Source organism: Rummeliibacillus sp. JY-2-4R, from assembly GCF_053847205.1.
This window is the reverse complement of record NZ_CM132623.1, coordinates 2,448,664-2,475,496: the sequence shown is the minus strand read 5'-3', so window position 1 is coordinate 2,475,496 and position 26,833 is coordinate 2,448,664. Positions and strand designations below refer to the sequence as shown.

Sequence of the window (26,833 nt, the reverse complement as noted above, 5' to 3'; positions counted from 1 at the left end):
TTTTTAGGAGGCTTTATTATGGAAGAAAATAAAGATCTGAGTGCTATTAATGGACAAGATATTAAACGTGATATATTGACAACACGCCAAGGCCATCCCGTGAAAGATAACCAAAATATCCGTACAATTGGCAACCGTGGTCCAGCCACACTTGAGAATTACCATTTCATCGAAAAGATTTCCCACTTTGATCGGGAAGAGGTACCGGAGCGTGTGGTACATGCACGAGGAGCAGGGGCATTTGGTTATTTTGAAACATATGGAAAAGCAGGAGATGAACCAGTCGAGAAGTATACTCGTGCGAAGGTATTCTCAGGTGCTGGGAAGAAAACACCACTTATGGTGCGTTTCTCAACAGTTGCAGGATCAAAAGATTCACCGGAAACAGCACGCGATCCTCGTGGTTTTGCTGTGAAAATGTATACAGAAGATGGCAACTGGGATTTAGTTGGAAATAACTTGAAAATTTTCTTTATCCGTGATGCGATGAAGTTTCCAGATATGATTCATGCATTTAAGGCGGATCCAGTTTCAAATGTGCCAAATCCCGAGCGGATGTTTGACTTTGTTTCCCGTTCACCTGAAGCAACACATATGATTACATTCTTATTCTCTCCATGGGGGATTCCAGCTACATACCGCCACATGCAGGGTTCAGGGGTAAATACCTATAAATGGGTAAATGACAAAGGTGAGGCAGTGTTAGTAAAGTATCACTGGGAGCCAAAGCAAGGAATTCGGAACTTGACACAAGAAGAGGCAAACGCTATTCAAGCGAAGAACGTTGGGCATGCGACACAAGATTTATATGAAGCGATTGAGCAAGGAGATTACCCAGAATGGGAGCTATATGTGCAAATTATGGAGGATGATTACCATTCCGAACTAGATTTTGATCCACTCGATGATACCAAGCTTTGGCCAGAAGATAAGTTCCCATGGCTGCCAGTGGGGCGTATGGTTCTTAATCGTAATCCGGAAGATTATCATTCAGATATTGAGCAAGCTGCATTTGGTACAGGGGTTCTTGTCGATGGAATGGACTTCTCAGACGATAAAATGCTACAAGGTCGTACTTTCTCATACTCAGACACTCAACGTTATCGTGTAGGTGCGAACTATCTAAAATTGCCAGTGAACGCGCCTAAAGCGCCAGTACGTACCAACCAGCATCGTGGTCAAATGGATATACGTAATCCGAAAGAGTCTGGAGAAAATCCACATATTGACTATGAACCATCAATGCTAGGTGGCTATAAGGAAGCAGGTCATGTAGATGGGCGTGTTCCGCACCACCCAATGTATAATGCTGCAGCCATGAGCGCACCCATCAATCGTCCTAACGACTACGGTCAAGCGGGTCACACCTATCGAAGCCTAGAAGATTGGGAACGCAATGAATTAATCAAAAACTTATCCGAAGCACTTGCAATTTGTGACAAAAGAATTCAAGATGCAATGTTTTATCATTTCACACAAGCAGATGAAGACTATGGCCGCCGCGTAAAAGAAGCTACTGAAAAGGTAATGAAAGAGATCAATGAAATGAAGAAGGAAGACCAAGTTCCTGGGCGTGAATCAGGTAAATCAAAATATGGTCAAGGAACAATAGCTGCCAACGAAGCAACAGATGAGGCAGTGAAGAAAAGCCACGAAGTTGATCCTTATTAAAAATGAAGCAAATATACAGAGAAATGGCCAGAAATTCTAGGACACTTAGCGTTATTATGCTCTGCTATAGAAAATGTGTAGGGAGATACTATCTACTATTGGTTGAAAAAAATAAACAATGAAATGAATCAAGAAGCTATTTTGAAGCATTTATTCAAAATAGCTTCTTTTTTATATTGGGAACGCGGCCCCATTTCAGAATATTATCATGTGTTATTTTTATGTTTAAAGTAAATCAGAAAGGGAATTGAATTATGAAAAACGATAGTTGTATTGCATATTAAATTAAAAAAATCTTTATCAAAAATAAAATAATATAGGAGACTTTTTAAATGCAGATGGATTATGAAGAATGTATAAAAGCATGTCTATCGTGTATGAAGGCGTGCAACCAATGTTATGATGCTTGTTTAAAAGAAGATAATGTGAAGATGATGGAAGAATGTATTCGGTTGGATAGAGAATGTGCAGATATTTGTGCCTTTGCAGTAAAATCAATGCAAACAAACAGTACTTTTGCCAAACAAATTTGTAACCTATGTGCAGAAATCTGTGAAGCATGTGGCAATGCATGTAAAAAGCACGAACCAGAGCATTGCAAAAAATGCGCAGCATCATGTTTTAAATGTGCAGAAAGTTGCCGGAAAATGGCTTCATAATTAGATTTAATTTGAAAGGGCTTAAAACCGCAATACTACAGGTAAAAACTGTTCTTGAAGATAGATTTCAAGGAGTAGGCTTATTATCCGATTATTTTAAGGATGTATGGCGGAGTAAGAAGCAGGGAAAGTTAAAAGAAAATAGTTTATTATTATTCGAAAGAATTAAAAGGTACATACGAAAGAAGCCACATTCTAAGTAATGAAATGTGACTTCTTTTTATATTTTTACTAGAAAGGATATTCTCTCGGTTTTGTTTGAACAGAAATCCACTTTTTCTTTGTGAATTCGTCTACAATCGAGGGATTTCCAAACCGGCCGATACCACTTTCTCGCATTCCTCCGAATGGAACGGTTGGTTCATCATTAACAGTTTGGTCATTTAAATGCGTCATTCCAAATTCAATTGCTAATGCATATTCACGTGCTTTTTCAACATTATTACTGAAGATAGCTGAACTTAAGCCATAGCGCGTATCATTTGCCATGGCAATTGCTTCATCATCAGACTCCGCTTTGATGATTGGAGCGATTGGTGCGAATAATTCGGTTTGTGCTAATTCACTATCATTTTTGACATTTCCAAATATAGTTGGTGTGATAATATTTCCAATTCGTTCACCTTGTAAGAGCACTTCCGTTCCAGCTGCTTTTGCTTTTTCGATATTTTCCAACCCTTTTTTGATTTGTTCCTCATTAATCAGTGGTCCAATAATATTTTTAGAATCACGTGGATCTCCGTATGGTATGTTTTTCACCTTAGCCACAAATTTTTCTACAAATTCATCATATAAATTTTTATGGACAATAATACGATTGGTGATCATACAAATCTGCCCCGAATGAAGGAATTTACCAAATGCGGCAGCTGCTACTGCTTGTTCTAAATCAGCATCACTTAACACAACAAAAGGTCCATTTCCCCCAAGCTCCAAAGCCACACCTTTTAATAGTCCGCCTGCAACTTGGCCAATATGTTTCCCAACTTCTGTAGACCCTGTGAAGCTAACCATAACAACTTTTTCGTTTTCAATCATTAAATCACCAATGATGGAGGATTTTGTTAAAATCGATTGAAATACCCCAGCTGGAAGTCCTGCTTCTTCAAAAGCTTTAGCTATCAGAGAACCTGAATTTAATCCAACTTGCAAATCTGCTTTATGGACGACTGCATTTCCGAGAGCCAAAGCAGGTGCGATTGTACGCATTGATAAATAGAGCGGGAAGTTAAATGGCGCAATAGAAGAAATAACACCAAGTGGCAGACGGTATGCTTCATTAATTTTATCTGGAATCATGGATTCAGTTTCTGAAACTTTCCCTAATTTGTCTACCATTTTTAGCGATTCTTCCATCACGGCTATGGTATTTCCAAGCTCAATATTACCTTTTAATATACTGCTTCCGGATTCTATGGCAAGTAAGTCAACAATTTCTTCTTTATTATCTTTAAAGTATTGAATGGCTTTTTCCATGACTTCTCTTCGTTTATTTGCATCTTTTGCCCATTCTTTTTGTGCTTCATATGCATAATCGAATGCATTATTTACTTGCTCTAGTGAAGCAAGTTTAACAGTTGCCAGAACTTCATTATTAAAGGGATTTTCAATATCGAATGTTCGCTCTTCCTTTCCTACAACCCACTGACCATTAATAAAACTTTTATTTAATGCTGTATATTGATTCATCGCAAACCCTCTTTTACTGTTTTTTGACTCATTACAACCTTTCTTATTATGGGTTAATTTTCAGTTAAAATTCGAGGAGTTTGACAGTTGAAATATAAGTATTTGGATAATCCTTATTTGGTCTAACAAAGAACCCAGCATGTTAAATTTTTCATAAAAATAAAGTAGAATACTTACAAGATCGTTAAGTTCTTAGAAAGTGAGTAGAGATTACGCATGAAGGTATTAATCGTAGATGATGAAGAAAAGATTACAAATGTATTAGCGTCTTATTTTGAAAATAACGGAGATATCACTTATGTTGCACATACTGGCGAATCAGCCATTCAAGTAGTGGATAAATTACCTCTGGATATGATGATATTAGATTTAATGTTACCAGATATGGCGGGGGAGGATATTTGTCAATATGTAAAATTAAATTATGATATTCCAATTATTATGCTAACTGCAAAAGTCTCAATTGATGATAAATTGAAAGGATTCGAGTTGGGGGCTGATGATTATGTAGTAAAACCATTTCATCCAAAGGAAATAATAGTAAGAGCAGAAAGGTTATTACCTACTACACATAAACAACAAATAATTCGATTTGAGCAACTTGAAATTCATAAAAATGAACGACGGATATTACTGGATCATGAAAGTATTTTCCTAACTCAACATGAATTTAGTATTTTGCTTTTATTAGTTGAAAATCCTAAATTGGTTTTCAGCAGAGATGATATTATAAAAAAAATATTTGGATTTGATACGGATATCAATCCTCGTGTTGTGGATCAACATATAAAGAATATACGTAAAAAAATAAAGTATAATTTTATTCAAACTGTTTTCGGCCTTGGATATAAAATGAATGAAAAGGTAGCCAAAAATGAAATTTAACATAAAAGTTGCAACGATTATAGCAATCTTCACCTTAAGTATGCTTATTATCATTACAGGTATTTTGCTTTATAAAGGTCATGAACATTTAATGATGCTACATATCACAGATTCGGTAGAAGTCATACATCATTTTGATATGGCTTTAAGAGAAACTGCTTTCTGGTCTATCGCACTATTACTTATTGTTATACTCATTTCAAGTTTATTAATTGCAAGGGCATTAACAAAACCCATTCAGGAAATGAATAAATTTGCCTTATTATTGGTTAAAGGAAACCGTAACTTAAGTATACAATATACAATTGATGATCAAATTGGACAATTGGGACAATCCTTATTAAAACTAGACGAAACATTAAGAATCTATGAGCTTCGCCGAAAGGAAATGACACAAGATCTCGCTCATGAAATTCGAAATCCGCTAGCATCTATTAAAAGTTATTTAAGTGCTTTTGAGGACGGTGTGTGGACAGCTACTCCAGAACGACTGCAGGCTTGTGTTGAAGAAATTGATCGACTCATAATTCTTGTTGGAGAATTGGATACCTTAAACGATATTAATAGTCCGACATTTAAAGTAGTAAAGAAAGAACAAACAATTGCTAATATAATAGAGAAATCCGTTATCGGAATAGCTAGTGAGTTACTTGAAAAAGAAATTCAACTTGATTTGCAATTAGATCAAACGATCCATGCATATGTTGACGAACTTAGATTGAATCAAATTCTTCATAATATCATAAAAAATGCCATTTATCATGTTCCTCAAAAAGGTTCTATTTATATTAAATTATTTAAAGAAACGAACAACTTTATAATTCTTATACATGATAATGGATTAGGGATGGATAAAGAAACAAGCGACAAGATTTTTGATCGAAATTATCGAGGAAAAAAACACTATGTTGGAAGTGGAATTGGGATGACCATCACTAAAAAGCTCGTTGAGGCACATGGAGGTACAATTTCAGTAAAAAGCCATATAAATGAAGGAACTTCTTTTTATATAAAGTTACCTCTTTCTACATAAGTTCTACACAACTTTTTTGTATGATGATTGCGAAAGGACGTGTTAAATTATGAAGAAAGTGGCACTTGCAAGTATTATAGTTACCCTAGGGTTAATGGGAGCATGTGGCCAAGCCAATAATGATAATTCCTCCAATAAGGATATGAAGGGAATGGATCACTCCTCTATGAATATGGAAGGAATGGATTATTCTTCTATGAATATGGATGGTATAAACAATACGAATATGCAAATGAGCCATGAATCAGTGACAGAATTAAAAAGTGGATTTGGAAAAAATAAATTAACTTTTCCTAAACTGCTAAAACCAGATCAAACGAATAACAATTCGGTATCCTATACAATTCGAGCTAAACAAGGTACAACAGAAATATATAAAGGAATTAAGACAAAAACGTACGGTTATAATGGTGATTTTCTAGGACCTGTAATTCGAGTAGAAAATGGAATGAATGTCACAATTCATTTAGTAAACGATTTAAAAGAAGATACTACTTTTCATTGGCATGGGCTTGAAATACCGGGTAATGATGATGGTGGCCCACACAAAGTGTTAAAGCCAGGAGAAACAGAAACCATCCACTTCAAAGTTAAACAAGATGCAGCGACACTTTGGTTCCATCCTCATCCCATGCATGAAACTGGAAAACAAGTATTCATGGGCTTAGCAGGATTGTTATATATCGACGATAAAGAAAGTGGAAAATTGGATATTCCAAAGTCATATGGACAAGATGATTTTCCAATAATTCTTCAAGATAAAACATTTACGAAAGATAAACAACTAGATTACAACAAAGTATTGAATGTAGATGGAACGACCGGTGATACCCTTTTAATTAATGGGGTTGTAGATCCAAAATTAACAGTTGAACGTAAAAAAGTTCGTTTACGCATTTTAAACGGTTCGAATATGAGAACTTATAAACTACATTTTAATAATGATATGGAATTCCAACAAATCGCAAGTGACGGAGGTTTCTTAAATGAGCCTACTAAAACAAAAGAAATTGAAGTTGCACCTGCAGAGAGAGCTGAAGTGATTGTAGACTTAGCAAAAGTAAAAGAAAATGAAGTTTCTCTAGTAAATGAAGACAACAAAACAATTCTTCCAATTCAATTAAAAGGAACAATAGAAAAATCTAACAAAATGCTATCAATATTAAATAACCTTAAAATTTCTTATGAAGTGAAAAATAAAAAAGTCACAAAAACAATCAAATTGGCTGGAATGGGAAAAAATGTGACGATTAATGATAAAAAGTTTGATTCGAATAGAATTGATTTCACGCAAAAACAAAATGAAACAGAAGTTTGGAAAATAGAAAACGTAAAAGATGCAATGGGCGGAATGAGCCATCCATTCCACATCCATGGCACTCAATTCCAAGTTATTTCAATTGATGGAAAAGAACCTCCAGCTAATTTATCAGGTCTAAAGGATGTATTATCATTAAAACCAGGACAAAAAGCAAAAATTGCTGTGAAGTTTACGCAAAAAGGAGTCTATATGTTCCATTGCCACATTCTTGAACATGAAGATAATGGTATGATGGGACAAATTAGGGTGGAATAAATAAACAAGATTTATAGAAATGAATTATGAAGCTATTTTGAAGTATATTTTTCAAAATAGCTTTTTTGTATGTACGGACTAAATTTAAAACATTAACATATGATACATTTCTATATTTTAGCTGTACTGATGTTTGTCATAAGATGTAGATACAATTTTATCGTTTAAAGCAAAATAACAAGGGAATTGAATAACGACTAAACAATTTGTTTAAGTTATAAGGGGATTGCTTTTTCGAATGTTCTACTATGTCTATACGTAAATTTTTCTTAAAAGCGAATCGAAATCACAAAAGAAGAGGAGAGTATATATGGATTTTCATTATACTGTTGAAACGGATAAAACAATTGATGAGGCTATTTCAGCTATTGAAAATAATTTGAAAGAAAATAAATTTGGTGTTCTTTGGCAGCTTAACTTGACTGAAACTCTTCAGAAAAAGGGGGTAGATAGTTATACAAAGCCTTACCGAATTCTTGAAGTATGTAATCCAGTTGAAGCTGGACGAGTTCTTAGTCACAACTCTTTAGTAGGATACTTTCTGCCATGTAAAATTACAATTTATGATGATAATGGAAAAACAAAAATTGGGTTACCAAAGCCAACTGCCATGATTGGATTATTAAATGATACTGAATTAGAAAGTATCGCACAAGAAATCGAAAAAGTACTTATTAGTGTTCTAGAGAAAAGTAAATAATGGAATTACAATTAAAAAATGATTCATTTATTAAATATACTTGAGGTGAAAAAAGCATGAATAAGAAATTAGCAATGAGTATGCTATCTATAGTCGCAGCTTTTGGTTTGGCTGCATGTGGCAGTAATCAAGCTGAAAAGAGTCAAAATGTAAATACGGATATAAATTCAAGTTCTACTAATAAGACGGTAACAAATAATGCAACAACTAATGAAAATATGCAAACGAATCATGTAAGTTCAGGTGAAGTTCCTAAAGGATTAAAAAAAGCCGGAAATCCTAAATATGCTGAGGGAAGTAAAGTAATTATACATGCCAATCATATGAAAGGTATGAATGGGGCGGAAGCAACAATCGTAGGCGCGTATGATACGACTGCTTATGTTGTATCTTATACACCTACAACTGGCGGAAAGGAAGTTAAAAATCATAAGTGGGTTATACAAGAAGAAATAAAGGACTCAGATGACAAAACTCTACAACCTGGGACGGAAGTTACGCTAGAAGCCGATCATATGCCAGGGATGAAAGGTGCAAAAGCTAAAATTGAATCTTCTGAAAAGACTACAGTTTATATGGTTGACTATAAGCCAACTACAGGTGGAGAAATAGTGAAGAATCATAAATGGGTAACAGAAAGTGAGTTATCACAAGCTAAATAAAGAAAGTGAAAGCAGTCCTACTCAAAAGTGAATATTACCTGACTATAAATATAAAAACGCAGCTTGATAATTCTTCAAACTGCGTTTTAATTTTTAAACAATAAATATCATAGCAAGGATTTGGTGGGGAAGAATAATTTTATGATGATTTCACAAGCTCTAATACTAATAAATAAAAATTGGCTTGGAAATTTCTCCAAGCCAATTTTATAATAGTTTCTCAAATTAACTGATTGATTTATTATTTATTTTTTTATGTGAATTTTTGTGTAACCATTCATAAATGATCGGAATTATGATAAAGCTGTTTATCGTTGAAGTAATCATGCCTCCAATTACTACAATACCGAGTGTTTGAGAAATAACTGTATCAGCACTATGAGAAAGGGCCAGTGGTAACAAAGTTAGGATTGTTGCTGCCGCTGTCATTAAAATGGGTCTAATCCTTGAAAGGCTACCATTTAATACAGCTTCACTAATTGGCATTCCCTCTTTTCGATTCCTTTCAATTTTATCAATTAATACAATTCCGTTTGTAACTACTATACCTGTAAGCATAAGAATTCCAATTAATGCTGCTAGATTCCATTCTCCATGGAAGAGGATAAGTGCGATGACCACACCACTTAAAGCAAGCGGAATACTTAAAAGTACAGATAATGGTGCTTTCCAACCTTTGAAAATAGAAGAAGTAATGAGTAAAACCAAAAGGATAGAAAATGCAATTGCAACAGACATATCTAAAATCATTTCTTTAACTTGTGCAGAAATCCCTCCTAATGAGTATGTTACATCTTTAGGAAGTTTCATATTGCTTAGAGCTTTATCTGCTTCATTTGATATCTTACTAATATCATTTGATGTGATTTGTGCTGTTACAAGAGCGAATGGTTGACCATCTCTTTCACTTATGGTTGATGGAGATGAATCTTTTGTTATTTTAGCTATTTCACTAAAACGGACCGTTTTACTGTTATTTCCATTAAGCTTTTCAGCAGCAAGCGATGATAAAACATCATCCGCAGAAGCATTTACAGTAAGAGTAGAGTTTGTACCTGATGCAATTTGATCTAAATATTGGTCGACAGGAAGTGCTTTGTGATCCACTGAAATGGTTGCATCTTTTGTTTGAGACATATAGCGATTGATGATGGCTAGTATATCTTCAACTTTTACACCTTTATTTTGAATTGCTTTTTGGTCAAAAGTAATTTTATATTTGGGTGAACCGTTCGTTAAATCAACTTTCCCATCTACACTTAAGTTTGTAATTTTTGATAAGTTTGTTCTTGCTTCTTGAGCTACTTGATCTAATGTTTTTTGATCTGAGCCGGTAAATAATATTCGCATTTGTGAATCATCACCAGATATATTCTGGCTAGTTACTGTATAAGTGACATTTTTTGATATTGAAGGTAGTTGATTTTGCAATTGTTTGATGACAGAATCTGCGTCCTTTTCGTTCTTCAACACAACAGAAAGGTTAGCGACATTTGGATAGGTGATAAATCCTCCACCCTGATCGAAAACATCATCACTTTGTGGTGTCATGGTTGAACCAAAATTAGATGAATATGCATCGACTTTAGGATTCGTTTTCAATATTTTCTCGATTTTTTGGACTTCAGAATCTACTTGAATTAAAGTACTTCCTTTAGGTAATTCTGCTTTTATAGCGATTTGTCCGATTTTTCCACTTGGTAATAAACTTACTGGAAGAAAAGCAGAATAAGCGCCAGTAGCTAAGAAAACTAAGATAGAAGCACTAATCATTGCTTTTTTATGTTTAAAAGCAGATTGCAAGATTGGTTTCATTTTTGAATCCATTTTGATTGTTCGTTTTTCTTTGCTTCCACCTTTCCATCCCATAAAAGCAAGAGCAGGGATGACAAGCATCGCTACCAAGAAGGAAATGATTAATGCAATAACAACTGACCATGCAAATCCACTGTATGAGGAACTAATTATCCCTCCAACAAAGGCGATTGGAATGTAAACTGCAATCGTTGTTAGTGTTGAACCTAATATAGCAGGTATCATTTCCGTTACGGATGAGGCAAGAATAGTGAGCAATGGTTTATCTTTTTCTTCTTCCCGTTTACGATACATATTGTCCAAGATAACAATAGAATCATCGACGATACGCCCCATTGCTACAATCAAACCAGATACTGTTAAAATGTTTAAAGTGATACCCATTGATTTTAAGAAAGCTGTTGTCGCCAACAATGAAATAGGAAGCGAAATAGCAATCAATAGGGTAGATCTTACATTTCGGAAAAAGAAAAATACACATATCATCGAGAATAAACAGCCGAGTAAACCTTCTCGAATTAATCCAAAAAGAGAGCTATTTAGTTCTTTTTCGCGATCAAGTAAAACTTTAAATGAAACATTCTTTGGATTTACTGTATCTAATTGAAGATGTAAAACACGATCTTTGACTTGATCAGCAACATCAGTAATATTTGCTGAAGGTGTTTTGATTACGTTTAAAGTAACACTTGGTTCACCATTTGTTCTAGAGATAGTTTTCACATCATTTAAAGAATGTGTAATGGTACCAAATGCTGAAACAGGAATTACTTTTCCATCCTTATTCTTGATTGTTGCGCTTTCCATTTGTTTCACAGTTAATGGTAACCCATCAAAAGAAACAGGTATGGATAATAGATTGTTTACAATATTGCCCTGTGGCATAGATGGAACAGCTAATGCAAAGGATTTATTTACATCATCTAAAGTTAGTCCGTTTTTCACTAGATCTTTCATACGGATAGTTAATACATACCCATCTTTTGCTCCTCCGATTACGGACACATCAGCTACGCCAGGAACAGATTTTAGTTTTTTAGCAATTTCCTGTGTTGCAGTAGAACGAAGTGTTTGTTCATCCAATTGTGAACTTGTCACGCTGTAAGTCAAAATTGGGAATGAACTTGTTGTTAATCTAGTTACAGAAGGAGAACTTGTTATGGTTTGCGGAAGTTCTGCATTTGCCAAAGCCTTGTTGACTTGATCTTCTGCTTGCTTCATGTCTGTATTCATCGGAAAATATAGACTCATAAATAAACCACCGTCATAAGAGGTGGATTCCACATTATCTAAACCATCCACTGATTTAACGGCACTTGCCAAATTATCGGTCACTTGCTGTTTTACTTGTGCAGCCTGAAAACCGGGAACTCTCATACTTACCGAAAGAGTCGTATTGTTAATTCCAGGCAAATAATCGCGTTGCATTTGAAATGCGGATATACCACCCCAAGTCAAAATAATGACTACACAAATAAGCATAAGAATCCCTCTTTGCATGGTTGCCTCTACAAACTTTTTCACTTTTATACCTCCTTGAATTACAATTTATCATTTAGAGGACAATAACATGAAGTCATCAATTTATAATGAATAACACTGTCACCCAAAATGAGTAATCCAAGTATACAAAAGGAAACTTTATATTCTATGAATAAATAATTAAAAATCCCTAAAGATATAAGTATTATATTTTTTAACAAGAGATTATAAAAAAAGGATAAATTCAGAGCTATTTGTTCAATTAATATATGATTAAGAATTTATTAAAACTGAAAGAAATTTTATTATCCATGATAAATTGTAGTTAGATTGAATGTTAAAGAATTGCTAATTGCAAGTTTCTTTTGATAAAACGCGGAGGCATTTATATGTCATATTTAATTACATTATTTGAACAGCACAGCTATCTAATTTTACTTATAGGCATTTTCCTAGAGCTTGTGGCATTACCAATATCAGGAGAATTTTTAATGAGTTACGCAGGGTATTTTATATTTCAAGGAAAAATGGATTATTCTTTGGCATTATTTACAGCCTTTTTTGCGGGTGTTGCAGGAACTACCGTAACTTATTGGATTGGTAAAGCAGGAGGATATAAACTAATTGAAAAATACGGAAAGTACATCCATCTGGGGCCAGAAAGATACAAGAAAGTATCCTCTTGGTATGAACGTTCGGGAAGTAAATTGTTAATTTTTGCATATTTCATTCCTGGTATAAGGCATTTTACAGGTTATATTTCGGGAATCTCTAAAATGTCCTTTCTAAAATTTATTATTCCAGCATATATTGGTTCATTTTTATGGGGATTTTGTTTTATTACTTTAGGAAAAGTATTGGGACCTCGCTGGGATTCTTTCCATCAATCAGCAAGTAAATATTTAATTGTTTTAATTGTAATTCTAGCAATATTAGTAATTGGATATATCACTTTTAGAGTTTATAAAGTTCAAATTAAAAACATAATTATTCTTTTTATTGATAAGTTAACTGTTAAATTAAAAATTATAAGAAAAACAGAAATTTTCCTTTCTTTTCTCACATTCGTTTTAATTGGAATGGTGACCTTGATGTTAGGAATGGCCCAAGATTATTTATTTAATGAATTTACTAAGTTTAATAAGATTACAGATTATATAGTTATGACGTGCTTATACATAAGCTGGATGAAAGTTTTGTTAGTATTTCAATCCTCTTATGTACTAGGAACAATCATGGGCGTAACGATTATTCGTGTTTGGCGAAAGAATAGGAATAGAGTACTTGAAATTTTTCTACTTAGCGTTTCTATTTTAGGAGCTAGATTGTATCATAGAGCAATTATGCAGATTTTTTCTTCTCTCCAAACAATTGGTTTCAGGTAATAATCAATATTCAAAAAATTTTCCTGATTATAATGCTACTCTTATCATCATTGTTTTTGGAACAAGCATGTTTTTACTGATTCGCCATTCTAAAAATAAATTTCTATCGATATCTGTTTCTTTAATTGGCTTACTGATTTTAGTGGGGTTGACAGTTACCAATATCGCATCGAATCATCTATTGCCTAGTGATGTTATGGGGGGATATGTATATGGTAGTGTCTGGATATTTTTCAACTTCTTATTGTTTGAAATGTTGAGAATTTTATTAGATCAGTATCGAATTGAAGATGAACTATTATAGTAGAAGATTAGATGAGGTGAGAATAGATGAAAACGCATATTCTTGTTATTGAAGATGAGCCACAGATCGCACGAGTCTTGAAAGTTGAGTTGGAGTATGAAGGATATCAGGTGACAGTTGAGCAAGAGGGGAAATCAGGATTAGAGATTGCCTTGCGTACAGGAATTGATTTAATTTTATTGGATATTATGTTACCTGGGCTGAGCGGAATTGAAATTTTAAGAAGACTAAGAAAGGAAAACCGTACAACACCTGTTATTCTTTTAACCGCTCGAAATTCAACAATTGATAAAGTAACGGGTTTGGATCAGGGAGCTAATGACTATGTAACAAAACCTTTTGAAATTGAAGAATTATTAGCCCGTATTCGTGCTTGTATTCGCCATACTTCTAATAAAATGGGTTTAATGGAAGATGAGTCCGACATGAAAGTGGAGGATTTGTTAATCGATCAAGATGCAAGAGAAGTAAAAAGGAATGGAAAATCTATTTCGCTAACACCAAAGGAATATGACTTATTAGTTTATTTAACAAAGAATAAAAACAAAGTTGTTACACGGGAGAACATTATCCTTAACGTTTGGGGATATGAGTATGAGGGGGAGACAAACGTAATTGATGTTTTTATAGGGCATCTAAGAAAAAAAATTAATGAAGGTTTTTCTTCACATCTAATTACAACTATAAGAGGAGTTGGTTTTACCTTAAAGGAGAATAAGGATGAAAATAACAACAAAAATTAATCTTCTAACAACTGCATGGATGCTTTGCATATTAATACTTATAAATTTTGCAGTTTATTTTTTATTTATGAAAACAACAGTAAATATGGAAGAGCAAGTTCTTTTTCAAAAAACAGAAGATATTCTAAAAGTAATCAATGCTAATCAAAATCACCCCTCTAATCCTATTGAACTGAATTTAAAAGATTTTTTAACTGACCATTCTTATATTAGAATAATACAACCGCAAAACAAGGTGATTTATGAAGTATCCAATGATCAAAAACTCTTGAAAAAAATCAATGGAAAATATACGAAGACCAAGCAGTCTAAAACACGTTTAATCTCTGCAGAAAATGGGGAAGAGGAAGTGTTGATTGTTCGTGTTCCAATGAATGATGGAAATAATAGCAGTATGGAAATTGCAGAGCGTTTATCGGGTCTAGAAACGAGAAAAGAAATTCTTCGTGGAATACTAGTGCTTTGTACAATAATAGCTGCTTTATTATCCTTACTTGGAGGTAGATGGCTAGCTAATACGATTATGCGACCAATTTCCCATATGATTAAAACAATAGAAGAAATTGAGCAAAGTGGAGTTCTTAAAAAAGTTATAACTCAAAATAAAGCAAACGATGAACTGCAAATTATGGCTAGCACTTTTAACAGGATGATTGATAGAATTCAATCGAATATGGAAAAACAAAAAAGGTTTATTTCTGATGCATCACATGAATTAAAAACGCCATTAACTGTCATAAAGAGCTATGCAAATTATTTAAGACGGCATGGAATGGAGAATAGCCAAATGGCTGGAGAGGCTATTCAGTCGATCCATTCAGAGGCTACTAGAATTCAAAAGATGACTGATACTTTTTTAGAATTAGCTACGCTAGAAAAAGAAAATGAATTAGAAATGAAAGAAGTTAATATAGTAGAATTGTGTATTAGTACTATAAATGAACTGAAGTATGTAAAAAAGCGAGAAATTATATTCCATTATGTAGATGATCCCATTGTTATTTATGCTGATGAATTAAAAGTAAAACAAGTACTTGTCATTTTGTTAGATAATGCAATGAAATATAGTAATGAGCGAATAGATGTTTTTTTAGAAAAAAATAAACAAGCTGTAATTGTTTGCGTGAAAGATTATGGGATTGGAATTCCAGAAACTGAGATTAATAATATTTTTGAGCGTTTTTATCGGGTTGATAAGGCTCGGAGCCGAGAATCAGGTGGGACAGGTCTAGGATTGGCAATTGCAAAAAGTATTATTGTACAGCATAACGGTGAAGTTACTATAAAAAGTTGGGAAGGTATAGGAACTGAGGTAAAGGTGTTATTACCAATTTTGCAAAAATAGCAGAGCTGATTTTGCTAAGAGGAATTTAAACTGCTTTAATTAGTCAATAGTTAATATGTTATGATTGGAGAAAGAAGAGATGATCTATAATCAGAAAGAGTTGAAAATGTTAGAAGACCGATATGAAAATGAATTTTCCTTTTCCTTCTTAACACTTGAAAAACCTAAAGAAATAAATCATATGCTTGAAACAAATACAGAGCATCTCTTTAAAGATTTTTGGATGAAGCAGTATAATATTTTAGTTGTAGTGCCAAATTTATTTTTAGCTAAACTTAAGATTTCTTATTATACACTTGTCAAAAATAACTCTTTCACACTCATATGTATTAAAAAGAACACAGAAATAAATAATATTATAAAGAACCTTAAAGAAAATGAGTATATAAATGGTTTTTATGCTTTTTTAATAAAATCACTAGATGATATCATCTTTGATTTGCCATTGACTAGTCAAGAAAGAATTAAAATGAAACACTTGGTTAACAATGAAATTGTTGTTTTCAGCTTTGATGTTGATGAAGTAGTTTTGCTTACATTTTGATATTGTTCAATAAATTTGAGTAAAAATGTATTTAGAAATAAAGTCCTTAATCTGTAATAAGGGTTAAGGACTTTTTGCTTTCTAGAAATCAGTCCCTATGAAGAATTGGGCGTTTAAGAGATATGAAATTGATAACAATAACAATAACTAAACCTTGTATATAGAAAAAATAGTCTATAGAAAATAATATCCTCCGTTATACTATACATATCTAATTTTAAGGAGTTCTTACTTTTGGAATTTACGGAACACATAAAAAGACATAAGAAAATGACTAATAAAAGAAAAACTGCAATTGAAATTACTAAACTAATCCTTGGATCATTAGTGATTTATGTAATATCAACCATTGTTGAAATGATAATTAAAAATATTAAAATTTATGATTCAACTTCACTTTTTAAATTTTTAATTAACTACAATATTAATTTAGTTGCTATTTTTGTACTTTATCTGGTCTTTGCTACTTTAAGCTTTCTAATTTGCAAGAAGTTCAAAAGAGATAGATTTTTTACAGAATATTTTCCAATCTCGGTGATAAAAATGATTTCATGCTTCGTTGCTTTTGCAATAGTAGTAATAATAATTTGCAAAGTATTTCTATAAATGACCTTTGATAATTTTCAATTAACTCACTGAATTCTCTTCGCTATAAATTTACATAAAATTTCATGAGCTACGATAAACCTTACGTCAAAAAAGTTGCTAATGTTGGAGTTGCTTCAATCTCTATTTCTTGGTTTATTATTACTATTTTAATTTTAGTTATCAAAGAATAAAGAATTTAAATATAATAATCCACATATTTTTTCATTGATTATCATAATTGTGTCAATAATAATAATAATTATGCTACTTAATAAAATTAGAGAACTCAAAGAAGAGGGCATTTCTTTTAAGCTCTCATATCTTATTCTAGGTGTAACATTTGCGGTAGCAGTTTATTATTTAGAAAAAATTATAATGGATTAGTTAATAGAATGAAAGAAGCTATTGTATATAACATAAATAGTAATTCAAAGAAGATGATGTCTGTATTAAAAGGCGTCATCTTCTTTTTTTGTTCATATACAACATATTTTCTTCAATTGTATATAATATTACTCAACACATAGCATAAATAATTACTTTCCGTAGATGATAATTAGAGTAGTTTATCCGAAAAAAATCTTTACAGGAAGTGAAAAATTGAAGAGTAAACATATTATTGTATTCGCGATTTGTATTTTATTTGTTTCTACTTTCTTTCTTATAAGAAGCGCTTCAGCAGATAAGGGCAGAAAGTATTATGAAGAATCTGGACAGATTCTTTGGGATATTAAAACGAAAAAAAAGATTGTTGCACTTACTTTTGATGACGGACCTCATCCAAAGTACACATCTGAAATTTTAGATTTATTAGCAAAGTATAATGCAAAGGCCACATTTTTTATTGTAGGGCAAAATGCAGAAAAAAGTCCTGAAGTTGTTTTAAGGATGTATGAAGAAGGACATGAATTAGCAAATCATACCTATACTCATCCTTTAAGAGCGAATGTGTGGCAAATACTAAAGGAATTGAAACAAACGAACGAGACAATTTATAGTATAACAGGTTACTCTCCAACATTATTTCGTCCAGTAGAGGGCAGATATACAGATCGTTTAGTGAATGAAGTTGTTAAAGAGGGATATAAAGTGGTGATGTGGTCTTGGCATCAAGACACATTAGATTGGAAAGATCCAGGGGTTTATAGAATTGTTAATACTGTACTAACAGGAACAAAACCTGGGGATGTAATTCTTTTTCACGATGGTGGTGGAAATAGAAAACAAACGGTTAAAGCTTTAGAAAAAATTTTACCGGAGCTTCAAGCTAAAGGATATAAATTTGTCACTATTTCGGAATTGTTAAAAGAAAAAGAAATTGTAAAAAAATAAGATATTTTTAAAATAAGCACTTTCTTTAATCAATAATTTGAGAAATGAAAGTGCTTTTCAACTTCTCTTATATTTCAATTATGCATGCCAATTATATCCATGTAACCTAGCTTATTTTTTCAAATTTGTTTCGTATTAAAAATATAAATAGAAACATGAAAAGGGGAATCATATAACTGATTGATTCTGTAATCAATGTTGTCGATTGATCTTGTGTCACAAGAATTCCTTCATTTGAATTTCCAAGTGTACCGTTAAAAATTCCGTAACAGACGTTCAGTCCCCAATGAATACCTGTACTTGCCCAAATAGAACCAGTTTTATAAATCGCATACGTAATTGATAATCCAAGAACAAAAGAAAAAAGAGTGTTCCATATGCTGAATCCTTCATTCCATGAATCATCTAATGCATAAATCAGAAGAGAGATAAAAAACACCCATTTCATCGGCATTTTTCCTTTTAAATGTCCGAATACATAACCACGAACAATAATGTCATTTATAAAGGAACCAACTAAGAACGTCAGCATGATCATGAATAGTGTTGATAACATATGGGGAAAAGGTTTTATTCCGCTAATGTAAAAGCCATGAACGAGATACTGTATCCCATATTTGATTAGCCAAAAAGAAAAGCCAATGACAAACCCAAGTACCATATTCTTGGCCCATTTTGGATGAAAGTTGATTGCGATGTTTTTATATTCTTTTGCATTAGTTAGCATTAGGATTCCTTTCAATAATGGAAAAAACAAAAGGACCAATAAAACCTGTAGCCAAAATTGACTTGAATTCGCAATTCCAATGTTCAAATACAAATCTAGTACAATAAAACCTCCCAATACCTTACCATAATAACCCATATGGATTCCCCCTAAAAATTACAGTCTTATCATAGAAAAAAACTAGGCGATACCAAGTCGTTTCTTTGAATTGATATCTTACGCTGAATAAATCGTTTAACACTCCTTCATATGGTTGTGGGTTCTTTGGATTTAATTTACATGTAATTAAACAGTTTATTTACAATCGAGAGTAATAAGAACCAATACTTAAAATATGGGTTTAGAAAGGGAGAAAAAGTAAAGTCTATTAGTAAAAGAGAAGTTAAACGAGGTGTTGAAATGTCTGAAAGTTTCGAGGTTATTTTGAGGTCAATAGCTTCTTTTGGACTGTTACTAATAGGAACGCGAATACTAGGAAAACAAACAATCTCTCAAATGACGATATTTGATTATGTAGCAGCCATTTCATTAGGCAGCATAGCAGCAAATTTTGCCTTTAATACATCTATAAAAGTACATCATTTTATCATTGCATTGGTCATTTATGTCATTATAATCTTTATGCTTGCGCGCATTTCCTTAAAAAGTAGAAAATGCAGAAAGTTTTTAGCTGGTGACCCGACTATTGTTATTCAAAACGGAAACATTTTAGAGAAAAATATGAATAAGATGCGTTATACGTTAGATTATTTAAATCAACAGTTAAGAGAAAAGGATGTCTTTAATATTGAAGAGGTCTTGTTTGCAATTGTAGAGACAAATGGAACATTAACAGTCTTGAAAAAGCCTCAATTTAGAAATGTAACTAGGCAAGATTTAATGATACCAATAACTCCTGAATTTAAGTTACCAATAGAATTAATTATGGATGGAGAAGTAATAAAGGAAAATCTAGAACAGAATAATTTAACAGAATCATGGTTACATTCAGAATTAAAGAAACGTAACTTAGTTCAACATGATGTACTATATGCAGTTTTGTCAGGTAATGGAAATATGTATGTTGATACATATGAGAATCATATACATTCACCAATTGATAAGGAATAACTGATATAACTCATGATTTATTCTAGAAAATTGAATGTTTTTTAGTAAAACAATCAATGGAACTATGGATTTTATTTGATTGAAAAAGCATCGGACGGCTTGTTATGTGGACGTTAGTTAAACAAACTAAGGAAAAAATTTCTTCATCATTATCTTGATCTTCAGCAATCGGGCGCGATTGTGGAATAAGCCGCTCTGTTCTTCTTGAATTAACGGAACCGAGGATTGTTAAGTAAATAAGAACAAAGTAAAAAGCGGTCCTCCACAGATTAGATTGTGGAAAGCCGCTTTTTCATTATATACACAGTCACCATTTATTGTTGCTTACATATGATTCGCTTAACCGTATAGAAATAAACTAAAAGATCTATTTAGCATTACGAAGCTGTACGCAGTGATTTCATAATGAAGCTCACAATGAACACAAGTATAATTGCTCCAAGGATAGCAGGGAAGATATAGAAATCAGAAATTTTAGGCCCCCAACTTCCAAGAAGCATACCACCAATCCATGCACCGATAATACCTGCAATAATATTACCAATAATTCCACCTGGAATATCTTTTCCCAAAATGATACCTGCAAGCCAACCGATAATTCCGCCAATTATTAAAAACCAAATGAAACTCATACTGTCCATCTCCTATTTTGTAGTTTAGCTATTTCGCTATAGTGTTTTATAACCTTTACTAAATCTCTTCAAACATTAAGGAGGAAAAAATTAGAGGAATTTTCAAGGGAGATAACGGACATTGTTATACCTAAAGCATTTAAATGACAAAGTGCCCATCCATGACCTCTTGAGAAATGAGAAAAAACAATGCACCTGTTATTATTTCCTTTTCATTCGTGGCTTATGATCAAAAAACTAAGGTAGCACTTATGGATATTTTTTATAGATTTAAGATTGTTCTTATGTTTAAAGATGAACTTGTGTTCAACAAACGGGCCATTTAGTGGAACAACATCTGTAAAAAATAGGGATAATCACAGTTGAGTTTTTAGTGAGTTTATGAAGAAATTACTAAAAATACCAGTTTAGTTCAGTGAATAAATGGGTCTTTTTTTAAAGAGAATCAAAGTAGTGAATATACGCATTTAAAATATTTGATTAACAGGTTGCTTTCCTTCAAGAAAGGGTATATTCTTTACTAAGTTTTCGTTAAATGAGAAGTGAAATTTTTTATAAAATAGATAAAGTCTGTTAGAAAAGGAGTTATAGTAATGGAGATTGATGTAAAAATAAAAAAAGAAATTAAACATCCTATAATCAATGTAAAAAGTGGGGATTTCTTTTGGTTTTTCTTTTTTGTTGTGCTACCCCTTATTTCTTTAATTTATTCAATCGGTGAATTTCTTTATAAGAATTGAATTGGATTCTGGTTATTCTCCAAACAATAATAAATAAACTTTCCTCTTTAACTAACGGGAGCGTTAGTAAGTGATTTTAGGATATAAGACTTATTGTAATTATTCCATTAAAGGGTGCTATCCTTGAATATTAGGATTAGCGCTTTTTCATTTAAGGGCCAGATTGTGGAGAAACATAATGTGCAAGTATTTGAATTTTGAGATAACATTATTATCGAATGAAAGCCAGTATAATTATATTTTGAAAGAAGGAGTACATTATGAAAACGGCATTAGTATTAGGGGGAACAAGATTTTTTGGAGTAAAACTAGTTCAATGTTTACTCGATAATGGTGTATCGGTAACGGTTGCTACAAGAGGGAATAGAAACAGTCCATTTTAATCAAAATAAAGTAGAATCTTTTCATTCAGCATTCGAAGGCTGAAAGTGGGATGTAATATTTGATCAAATTTGCATTCATCCATTGATGCATTAACTCTATTCATGTTTTTAAAAATAAGACGAAAAAGTATGTTTTTACCTCTACATCATCGGTTTACGATATTCTTGATAGAGAACTATCTGAGGATGACTTTAATCCATACTCATGACATTAGGTCAGTTTAAATTAAAGAGTTTATTCACAATTTGGGTGTTCTAGAATGAACGTTGAGAAAAACATGACGCATACTTTATACTCAAAATATTTGACGTAAAAAATAAAAACATGTAAAATAAAAAAGTTATATTTAAAAATTCCACATCAAAGCCACTCTCTCTCAAAAGTTGTTTTGCTTTTGTTCACTTGATCTATATTTTCCTGGTTAAATCCAAAATGGATATTTTTTAATGGGGTACTATTCCATCCATTTGTTATATAAAACCCAACCCCGGTACATATTACCGGAAATTTATTTCCTCGGTTGTCTTTATATATCCTTTCAAATTAAGTTTCTTATAAAATATTGGTAATTCATAGATGAACTTAACATTTAGATTAAGGTGTGTTTTTCTTCGTTTGTATTATGTAATCAATCCTCTTTGCCCCCTCCTAGATGATATTCCTGTTGATAAAGGTACAAGAAAATCTATAACGGGAATTAAAAGTTGGGCTAACACTATGAGCCTTATTTTGCTTAATTTGGGAAAGTTTTTTCTGTTCAGACAAATTAAATATACATTTCCAGCCGGCACAAAGAAGGAATATGAATGGAACAGTACGCGCCTATTTTGTATTTTCGAGCGGGCGAACAAACGTAACATGCATATTCCTTTTTTCTATCCTCACTATATAAGGAACTTAACATATCTGAGGTTATTTATATAGTGTGATTGATAGTTTAATTTACTAATACGTGGAATTATTTATCAGATTTAAAGTGGACAATTAATTTGGTCGGTTTCCAGTGAAATGATTTTTGGAAAAGAGGTTAAATTAATGAATGTAAAAAGGATTAAAAAAGCTAGAATAGGTACATTCCTCGGGGGAACTTCAGCTATTGCTTGGGGAATCGATACGGTGTTAATTGGCATTATAATTGCTAGTACACAGTTTAAACAGTTTGTGGTATTTGCACCAATTATAGCAGCTTTCATGCATGACTTTTTTTCAGCACTTTGGATATCATTTTTTATGATTTTAAAAGGCGAATTTATAAATGTATTAAAATTACTGAAAACAAAGAGCGGGGCGATATTAGTTTTAGGAGGATTGTGTGGCGGTCCTTTGGCAATGACCTGTTATTTTCTCAGTATTCAATATGTAGGAGTAACTTATGCGGCAAGTATTTCTTCTATATTCCCTGGAATAGGTGCTTTGCTTGCTTTCATTTTTTTGAAGGAAAAAGCGAGTAGACGAACTTGGTTCGGGGTTGCTTTGAGTATAGTCGGAGTGATTATATTAGCCTATACTCCATCGGATTTTAACGTTGATCGCCACTTTTACATCGGAATTTTGTTTGCATTAGGTGCTGCCATATTTTGGGGATTAGAAGGTGTGATTAGTGATTGGGGAATGAAAGGAAAAGAAGTCGTTCCTTTATATGCGGTTAATATAAGACAGATGACCTCTGCACTCTGCTATGCAATATTAATTGTTCCATTCATACATGGATATTCTTTAGCATTTCAAGTAGCATCATCCAACATAGTATGGCTAATTGTTATAGCAGGTTTATTAGGTACTGCCAACTATTCTTTATACTACACATCGATTAATTTAATCGGTACTGCTAAAGGTCAATCTCTTAATAATACCTATGTTTTTTGGGCAATAGTAACTGAAATTATATTTATTGGCACTCCTATTAGCTTACAATTTGCTATAGGTGCTATAATAGTCATTTTAGGTTCAATCCTCGTTTCAAGAAACCCAAAAGGTAGAAAATAAATATAAGCCCTCAATCAAACAATGCATGTAAATGAAAAGCGCCTCCTGGTACGATGAACGTATCAATCAAAGGAGGTGCTTTTTATATGTAGCAGTAAAAGGTAGGATTTTGATTTGTAGATCTGGAAAATTGTTACTTATTCCGTATGCACCAAACCAAGCCCAACTGGTAGTCCTTGGATGGGGAGAAATTGTCCGGGAATTCAGGATTCCCATATTAAAATTGAATTTTAATTTTCACTTTTTCCTTTCCTTTTAAAATATTGAAAAAAAACTTGGCGCTAGAAATACATAATAAAAAACAAAAGTATCAAGAACTAACATTGTTATGCGCGAACCTCTATTGATAAAGTGTATACCGAACGATTCGTGCAAATGCAAAGCCGTGTGAATACTGAACAGTTTAAAATAGGGAGAAGTGGAAAATGTATAAAGGTCATTTTATAAATAGGTTCGCGTATTTTGATTATTTAAACCCGTTTCATCAATCCTTACAAACGACGTAGCATCCTCCAAGACGTAACCTTGATAAAAAATAATAATTGCAATACTACCGGGAGATTTAATTCAACAATTGGGCCATTTTATGGAGTAAGGATCTCAATAAAATTTGGAATATTTACATAATCCTAGGATAGTGGTTGTGCAAGAGTACTTAAACATCGAAGCAGTTGAACAAGCTAATAAAACTAAGCTAGCGAAAAAATGGTTTCACGCGGTACTATCAAAAATAACTATTCTAACCTTTTAAGAGAGGTGACTAAAATGAAGGTGGAGATTAGCTACATTCCTCCAAATAAAGTAATAACTACACCGGGCCTAGAAACCACATACGATTTTGAGATTAACGGTGAATTCCAATATATCATAGATTTTTCTTGTTATAACGAAGGTGATTATTCGTCGTATTCCCATGAAGAATTCTTTTGCAATTGGAGAAGAGTCTAGATGGTTACCCTATTTATTCACTCGTGGAAATCTATGATTTTCAACTAGCAGAGTACGAAGAGTTGTTTAAAATCCAAAATATAGAGTTCGATTATATGAAGGTAAGTCGTAAGGGCAAATCCTTTGTGAAGGTAATTATTCGCAGTCAGCAACAATTTAAAGAATATTATCCTTATTTACACGGGAATGGAGGCATGTTGAACTTATCATTGTGGTCCTTAAAACAGGATGTATTCAGACTAGAGGAAAGAGAATATGAGTCACCTTATCTTGTAAAAAAAGACTAAAAATAAACGAAACAGGCTCGTTAAACGAAAAAAGCTAGTGAATACCCCAATAGCAACTTTAACTGAAAGTTACACAATGTTTTGGGTAGGGTATGATGGCGATTTTATTACCGCGTTCTCAAATGATGAAAACTTTTCAACGATAGACTCACTTCAAAAAATAATGCCAGACAAGGTCGAACTGGTGATTGATTATGAGTGGGAATAATGTTCTGCCGTTTCACTTTGTTGAAATAACGGAATCTTTTCTTCACGGAGAAAATTTAAAAAGTCTTCCGCAAAAGATCAATTTAATAGAATAGACTTCCAAATGAAAATAGACTTTTATGTTAAAATTGGCGTGAGATTGTAAAAGATCACAACGGAAAGTTTAGCATAATAAAGATTGATAATTCGAGTCACCGAGTTTTATATTCATTTAAGGAAAATTAGGGAGATTTTACAGGGGGCATTTTAATGCTTCAACAAATTAGAATAGAGAAATGGTTATTAGAAGTCGATCTTGTTAAGACACGAGAATTTTATAGCAAAGATATAGAGGTTTGTAACTGCTTATACTGTAAAAATTATGTTGAAGCATCTAAGTTTTTAAATACTTCTTTATCCGATATATTCAACAAATTAGGAGTCCTTGCTACAAAACCAGCAGAGCTTTCAGAATTCCCTACCGAGGAAACTGGGACACGGTTATACATAGGAGATTATCATATTGTTGGGAGAGTATTAGATGGAGAATTGTGTACATCCTCTAGATTTAATGAAATGAATACTTTTAAGGTAGGGAATTTCACATTTGGATTTTCTAAGCATTTAGAGTTTGTACCAGAAGGATTCCCACACCCAGTGTTACAGTTAAGTTTTGTTGCTAATATCCCCTGGATTCTAAGTGAAAATCCAGATGATTAGTAAAAGTCATCTTCCACAATCGGGCGCTTTTCTGAAATAAGGAAAGCGTCTTTCTTCAAGTAAATTGCCAGATTATGGAGTAAAGAATTAGTTGAAGAAGGAATTTAATTCTGTTTTGCAGAACTATTAATTACATTAATAGAATGTAGGTGAAGTATTCAAAGGAATTGGCTAAATAAGGTTACAAGGAAACTTGTAACACAAAATTCAGAAAATTTGCTGAAATAAGGCACAAGACATTGGTAGAAAAATTGGATTATAAAAAATATTTTTTTCTTAAACAATAGGATTAATTATGTAGTAAGGATTAAGACCTTACATTATCTTAAGGGGTAAGGGGCAGTATTGAAAGGAACGGTTTCAAAGATGTGAGTACCATAAGGTAAGAGTAATTCGAGGAGAGAATATTATGAAAACATTTAGTGAATGGTCAATATTCTTTATGTTTTTAGGAGTGCTTTCTTATGTATTTAATAGGATAATAGAGGATTATTTTGAATCGATTGTACTTATAGGAGTTATTTTTTTATTAATAGGAGTTGTCTTTAGCTTTATCGCTATCTCAAAAAAAGAGGTGGGCAGTGTAAAATTTATTTCCCTCGCTTCTTTTTTTATTATTCTACTTTTAGTAACCTGGTTTAAACCTTTGGAAGTGGTTCGTATTTTAACTTGGCTTAAAAATAACACTTAAATTACTAGT

The 26,833-nt window shown here is 32.7% G+C and carries 24 protein-coding genes; 20 read left to right on the top strand and 4 right to left on the bottom strand.

Features of this window, described 5'->3' with window-relative positions; all coding sequences use genetic code 11:
- Positions 1-18: 18 nt before the first annotated feature.
- Both ACWV26_RS12050 and ACWV26_RS12045 read left to right on the top strand, forming a co-directional pair.
- Positions 19-1,671 carry a catalase gene (locus tag ACWV26_RS12050; RefSeq protein ID WP_455894982.1) on the top strand — a complete coding sequence of 551 codons (1,653 nt, stop codon included), beginning with the start codon at positions 19-21 and terminating at the stop codon, positions 1,669-1,671.
- A 332-nt stretch (positions 1,672-2,003) separates the two neighbouring features.
- Positions 2,004-2,330 carry a four-helix bundle copper-binding protein gene (locus ACWV26_RS12045; protein ID WP_455894981.1) on the top strand — a complete coding sequence of 109 codons (327 nt, stop codon included), beginning with the start codon at positions 2,004-2,006 and terminating at the stop codon, positions 2,328-2,330.
- Between the two features lie 231 nt (positions 2,331-2,561).
- On the opposite strand, the gene ACWV26_RS12040 is transcribed toward ACWV26_RS12045, so the two are convergent.
- On the bottom strand, positions 2,562-4,019 hold the full coding sequence (locus tag ACWV26_RS12040; protein ID WP_455894980.1) for an aldehyde dehydrogenase family protein: 1,458 nt from the start codon (positions 4,017-4,019) through the stop codon (positions 2,562-2,564).
- Positions 4,020-4,235: 216 nt separating this feature from the next.
- On the opposite strand from ACWV26_RS12040, the gene ACWV26_RS12035 reads away from it, so the two are divergent.
- The 5 genes from ACWV26_RS12035 (at position 4,236) to ACWV26_RS12015 (ending at position 8,875) form a co-directional block, all read left to right on the top strand.
- Positions 4,236-4,904: a response regulator transcription factor gene (locus tag ACWV26_RS12035; protein ID WP_455894979.1), complete on the top strand. Its 669-nt coding sequence runs from the start codon at positions 4,236-4,238 to the stop codon at positions 4,902-4,904.
- A complete protein-coding gene (locus ACWV26_RS12030; protein ID WP_455894978.1) occupies positions 4,894-5,937 on the top strand; it encodes a sensor histidine kinase in 1,044 nt (347 codons plus the stop codon). Before ACWV26_RS12035 ends, ACWV26_RS12030 begins: the two co-directional genes overlap by 11 nt.
- 94 nt (positions 5,938-6,031) lie before the next feature.
- Positions 6,032-7,513, top strand: coding sequence for a multicopper oxidase family protein (locus ACWV26_RS12025; protein ID WP_455898242.1), 1,482 nt, complete (start codon positions 6,032-6,034; stop codon positions 7,511-7,513).
- A gap of 310 nt (positions 7,514-7,823) precedes the next feature.
- Positions 7,824-8,213 (top strand): DUF302 domain-containing protein, encoded by a 390-nt coding sequence (locus ACWV26_RS12020; protein WP_455894977.1) that lies wholly within the window; start codon positions 7,824-7,826, stop codon positions 8,211-8,213.
- 56 nt (positions 8,214-8,269) lie between these two features.
- Positions 8,270-8,875: a YdhK family protein gene (locus ACWV26_RS12015; protein ID WP_455894976.1), complete on the top strand. Its 606-nt coding sequence runs from the start codon at positions 8,270-8,272 to the stop codon at positions 8,873-8,875.
- A gap of 225 nt (positions 8,876-9,100) precedes the next feature.
- Here ACWV26_RS12015 and ACWV26_RS12010 read toward each other — a convergent pair whose 3' ends face one another.
- Positions 9,101-12,214 (bottom strand): efflux RND transporter permease subunit, encoded by a 3,114-nt coding sequence (locus ACWV26_RS12010; RefSeq protein WP_455894975.1) that lies wholly within the window; start codon positions 12,212-12,214, stop codon positions 9,101-9,103.
- A gap of 347 nt (positions 12,215-12,561) precedes the next feature.
- Between ACWV26_RS12010 and ACWV26_RS12005 the strand changes: the two genes are divergently transcribed.
- The 6 genes from ACWV26_RS12005 (at position 12,562) to ACWV26_RS11980 (ending at position 18,413) form a co-directional block, all read left to right on the top strand.
- A complete protein-coding gene (locus tag ACWV26_RS12005; RefSeq protein ID WP_455894974.1) occupies positions 12,562-13,557 on the top strand; it encodes a DedA family protein in 996 nt (331 codons plus the stop codon).
- A 67-nt stretch (positions 13,558-13,624) separates the two neighbouring features.
- On the top strand, positions 13,625-13,861 hold the full coding sequence (locus ACWV26_RS12000; protein WP_455894973.1) for a hypothetical protein: 237 nt from the start codon (positions 13,625-13,627) through the stop codon (positions 13,859-13,861).
- Positions 13,862-13,887: 26 nt separating this feature from the next.
- A complete protein-coding gene (locus ACWV26_RS11995; protein ID WP_455894972.1) occupies positions 13,888-14,604 on the top strand; it encodes a response regulator transcription factor in 717 nt (238 codons plus the stop codon).
- On the top strand, positions 14,582-15,949 hold the full coding sequence (locus tag ACWV26_RS11990; RefSeq protein ID WP_455894971.1) for an ATP-binding protein: 1,368 nt from the start codon (positions 14,582-14,584) through the stop codon (positions 15,947-15,949). The genes ACWV26_RS11995 and ACWV26_RS11990 overlap by 23 nt, the downstream gene beginning before the upstream one ends.
- Before the next feature lie 79 nt (positions 15,950-16,028).
- Positions 16,029-16,493: a hypothetical protein gene (locus ACWV26_RS11985; RefSeq protein WP_455894970.1), complete on the top strand. Its 465-nt coding sequence runs from the start codon at positions 16,029-16,031 to the stop codon at positions 16,491-16,493.
- 1,188 nt (positions 16,494-17,681) lie between these two features.
- The gene (locus ACWV26_RS11980) at positions 17,682-18,413 is read left to right on the top strand and encodes a polysaccharide deacetylase family protein (protein WP_455894969.1); all 732 of its coding nucleotides are present in this window, start codon (positions 17,682-17,684) and stop codon (positions 18,411-18,413) included.
- A 106-nt stretch (positions 18,414-18,519) separates the two neighbouring features.
- On the opposite strand, the gene ACWV26_RS11975 is transcribed toward ACWV26_RS11980, so the two are convergent.
- The gene (locus ACWV26_RS11975) at positions 18,520-19,278 is read right to left on the bottom strand and encodes a CPBP family intramembrane glutamic endopeptidase (protein ID WP_455894968.1); all 759 of its coding nucleotides are present in this window, start codon (positions 19,276-19,278) and stop codon (positions 18,520-18,522) included.
- Positions 19,279-19,539: 261 nt separating this feature from the next.
- Between ACWV26_RS11975 and ACWV26_RS11970 the strand changes: the two genes are divergently transcribed.
- Positions 19,540-20,250 (top strand): DUF421 domain-containing protein, encoded by a 711-nt coding sequence (locus ACWV26_RS11970; protein WP_455894967.1) that lies wholly within the window; start codon positions 19,540-19,542, stop codon positions 20,248-20,250.
- A 377-nt stretch (positions 20,251-20,627) separates the two neighbouring features.
- On the opposite strand, the gene ACWV26_RS11965 is transcribed toward ACWV26_RS11970, so the two are convergent.
- On the bottom strand, positions 20,628-20,882 hold the full coding sequence (locus ACWV26_RS11965; protein ID WP_455894966.1) for a GlsB/YeaQ/YmgE family stress response membrane protein: 255 nt from the start codon (positions 20,880-20,882) through the stop codon (positions 20,628-20,630).
- 593 nt (positions 20,883-21,475) lie between these two features.
- On the opposite strand from ACWV26_RS11965, the gene ACWV26_RS11960 reads away from it, so the two are divergent.
- The 6 genes from ACWV26_RS11960 (at position 21,476) to ACWV26_RS11935 (ending at position 26,824) form a co-directional block, all read left to right on the top strand.
- Positions 21,476-21,622: a hypothetical protein gene (locus tag ACWV26_RS11960; RefSeq protein WP_455894965.1), complete on the top strand. Its 147-nt coding sequence runs from the start codon at positions 21,476-21,478 to the stop codon at positions 21,620-21,622.
- 260 nt (positions 21,623-21,882) lie between these two features.
- The gene (locus ACWV26_RS11955) at positions 21,883-22,005 is read left to right on the top strand and encodes a hypothetical protein (RefSeq protein ID WP_455894964.1); all 123 of its coding nucleotides are present in this window, start codon (positions 21,883-21,885) and stop codon (positions 22,003-22,005) included.
- Positions 22,006-23,041: 1,036 nt separating this feature from the next.
- Positions 23,042-23,992 (top strand): DMT family transporter, encoded by a 951-nt coding sequence (locus ACWV26_RS11950; RefSeq protein ID WP_455894963.1) that lies wholly within the window; start codon positions 23,042-23,044, stop codon positions 23,990-23,992.
- Between the two features lie 932 nt (positions 23,993-24,924).
- On the top strand, positions 24,925-25,227 hold the full coding sequence (locus tag ACWV26_RS11945; RefSeq protein ID WP_455894962.1) for a hypothetical protein: 303 nt from the start codon (positions 24,925-24,927) through the stop codon (positions 25,225-25,227).
- 456 nt (positions 25,228-25,683) lie between these two features.
- Positions 25,684-26,133 (top strand): hypothetical protein, encoded by a 450-nt coding sequence (locus ACWV26_RS11940; protein ID WP_455894961.1) that lies wholly within the window; start codon positions 25,684-25,686, stop codon positions 26,131-26,133.
- A gap of 409 nt (positions 26,134-26,542) precedes the next feature.
- Positions 26,543-26,824 (top strand): hypothetical protein, encoded by a 282-nt coding sequence (locus tag ACWV26_RS11935; RefSeq protein WP_455894960.1) that lies wholly within the window; start codon positions 26,543-26,545, stop codon positions 26,822-26,824.
- Positions 26,825-26,833 lie beyond the last annotated feature (9 nt).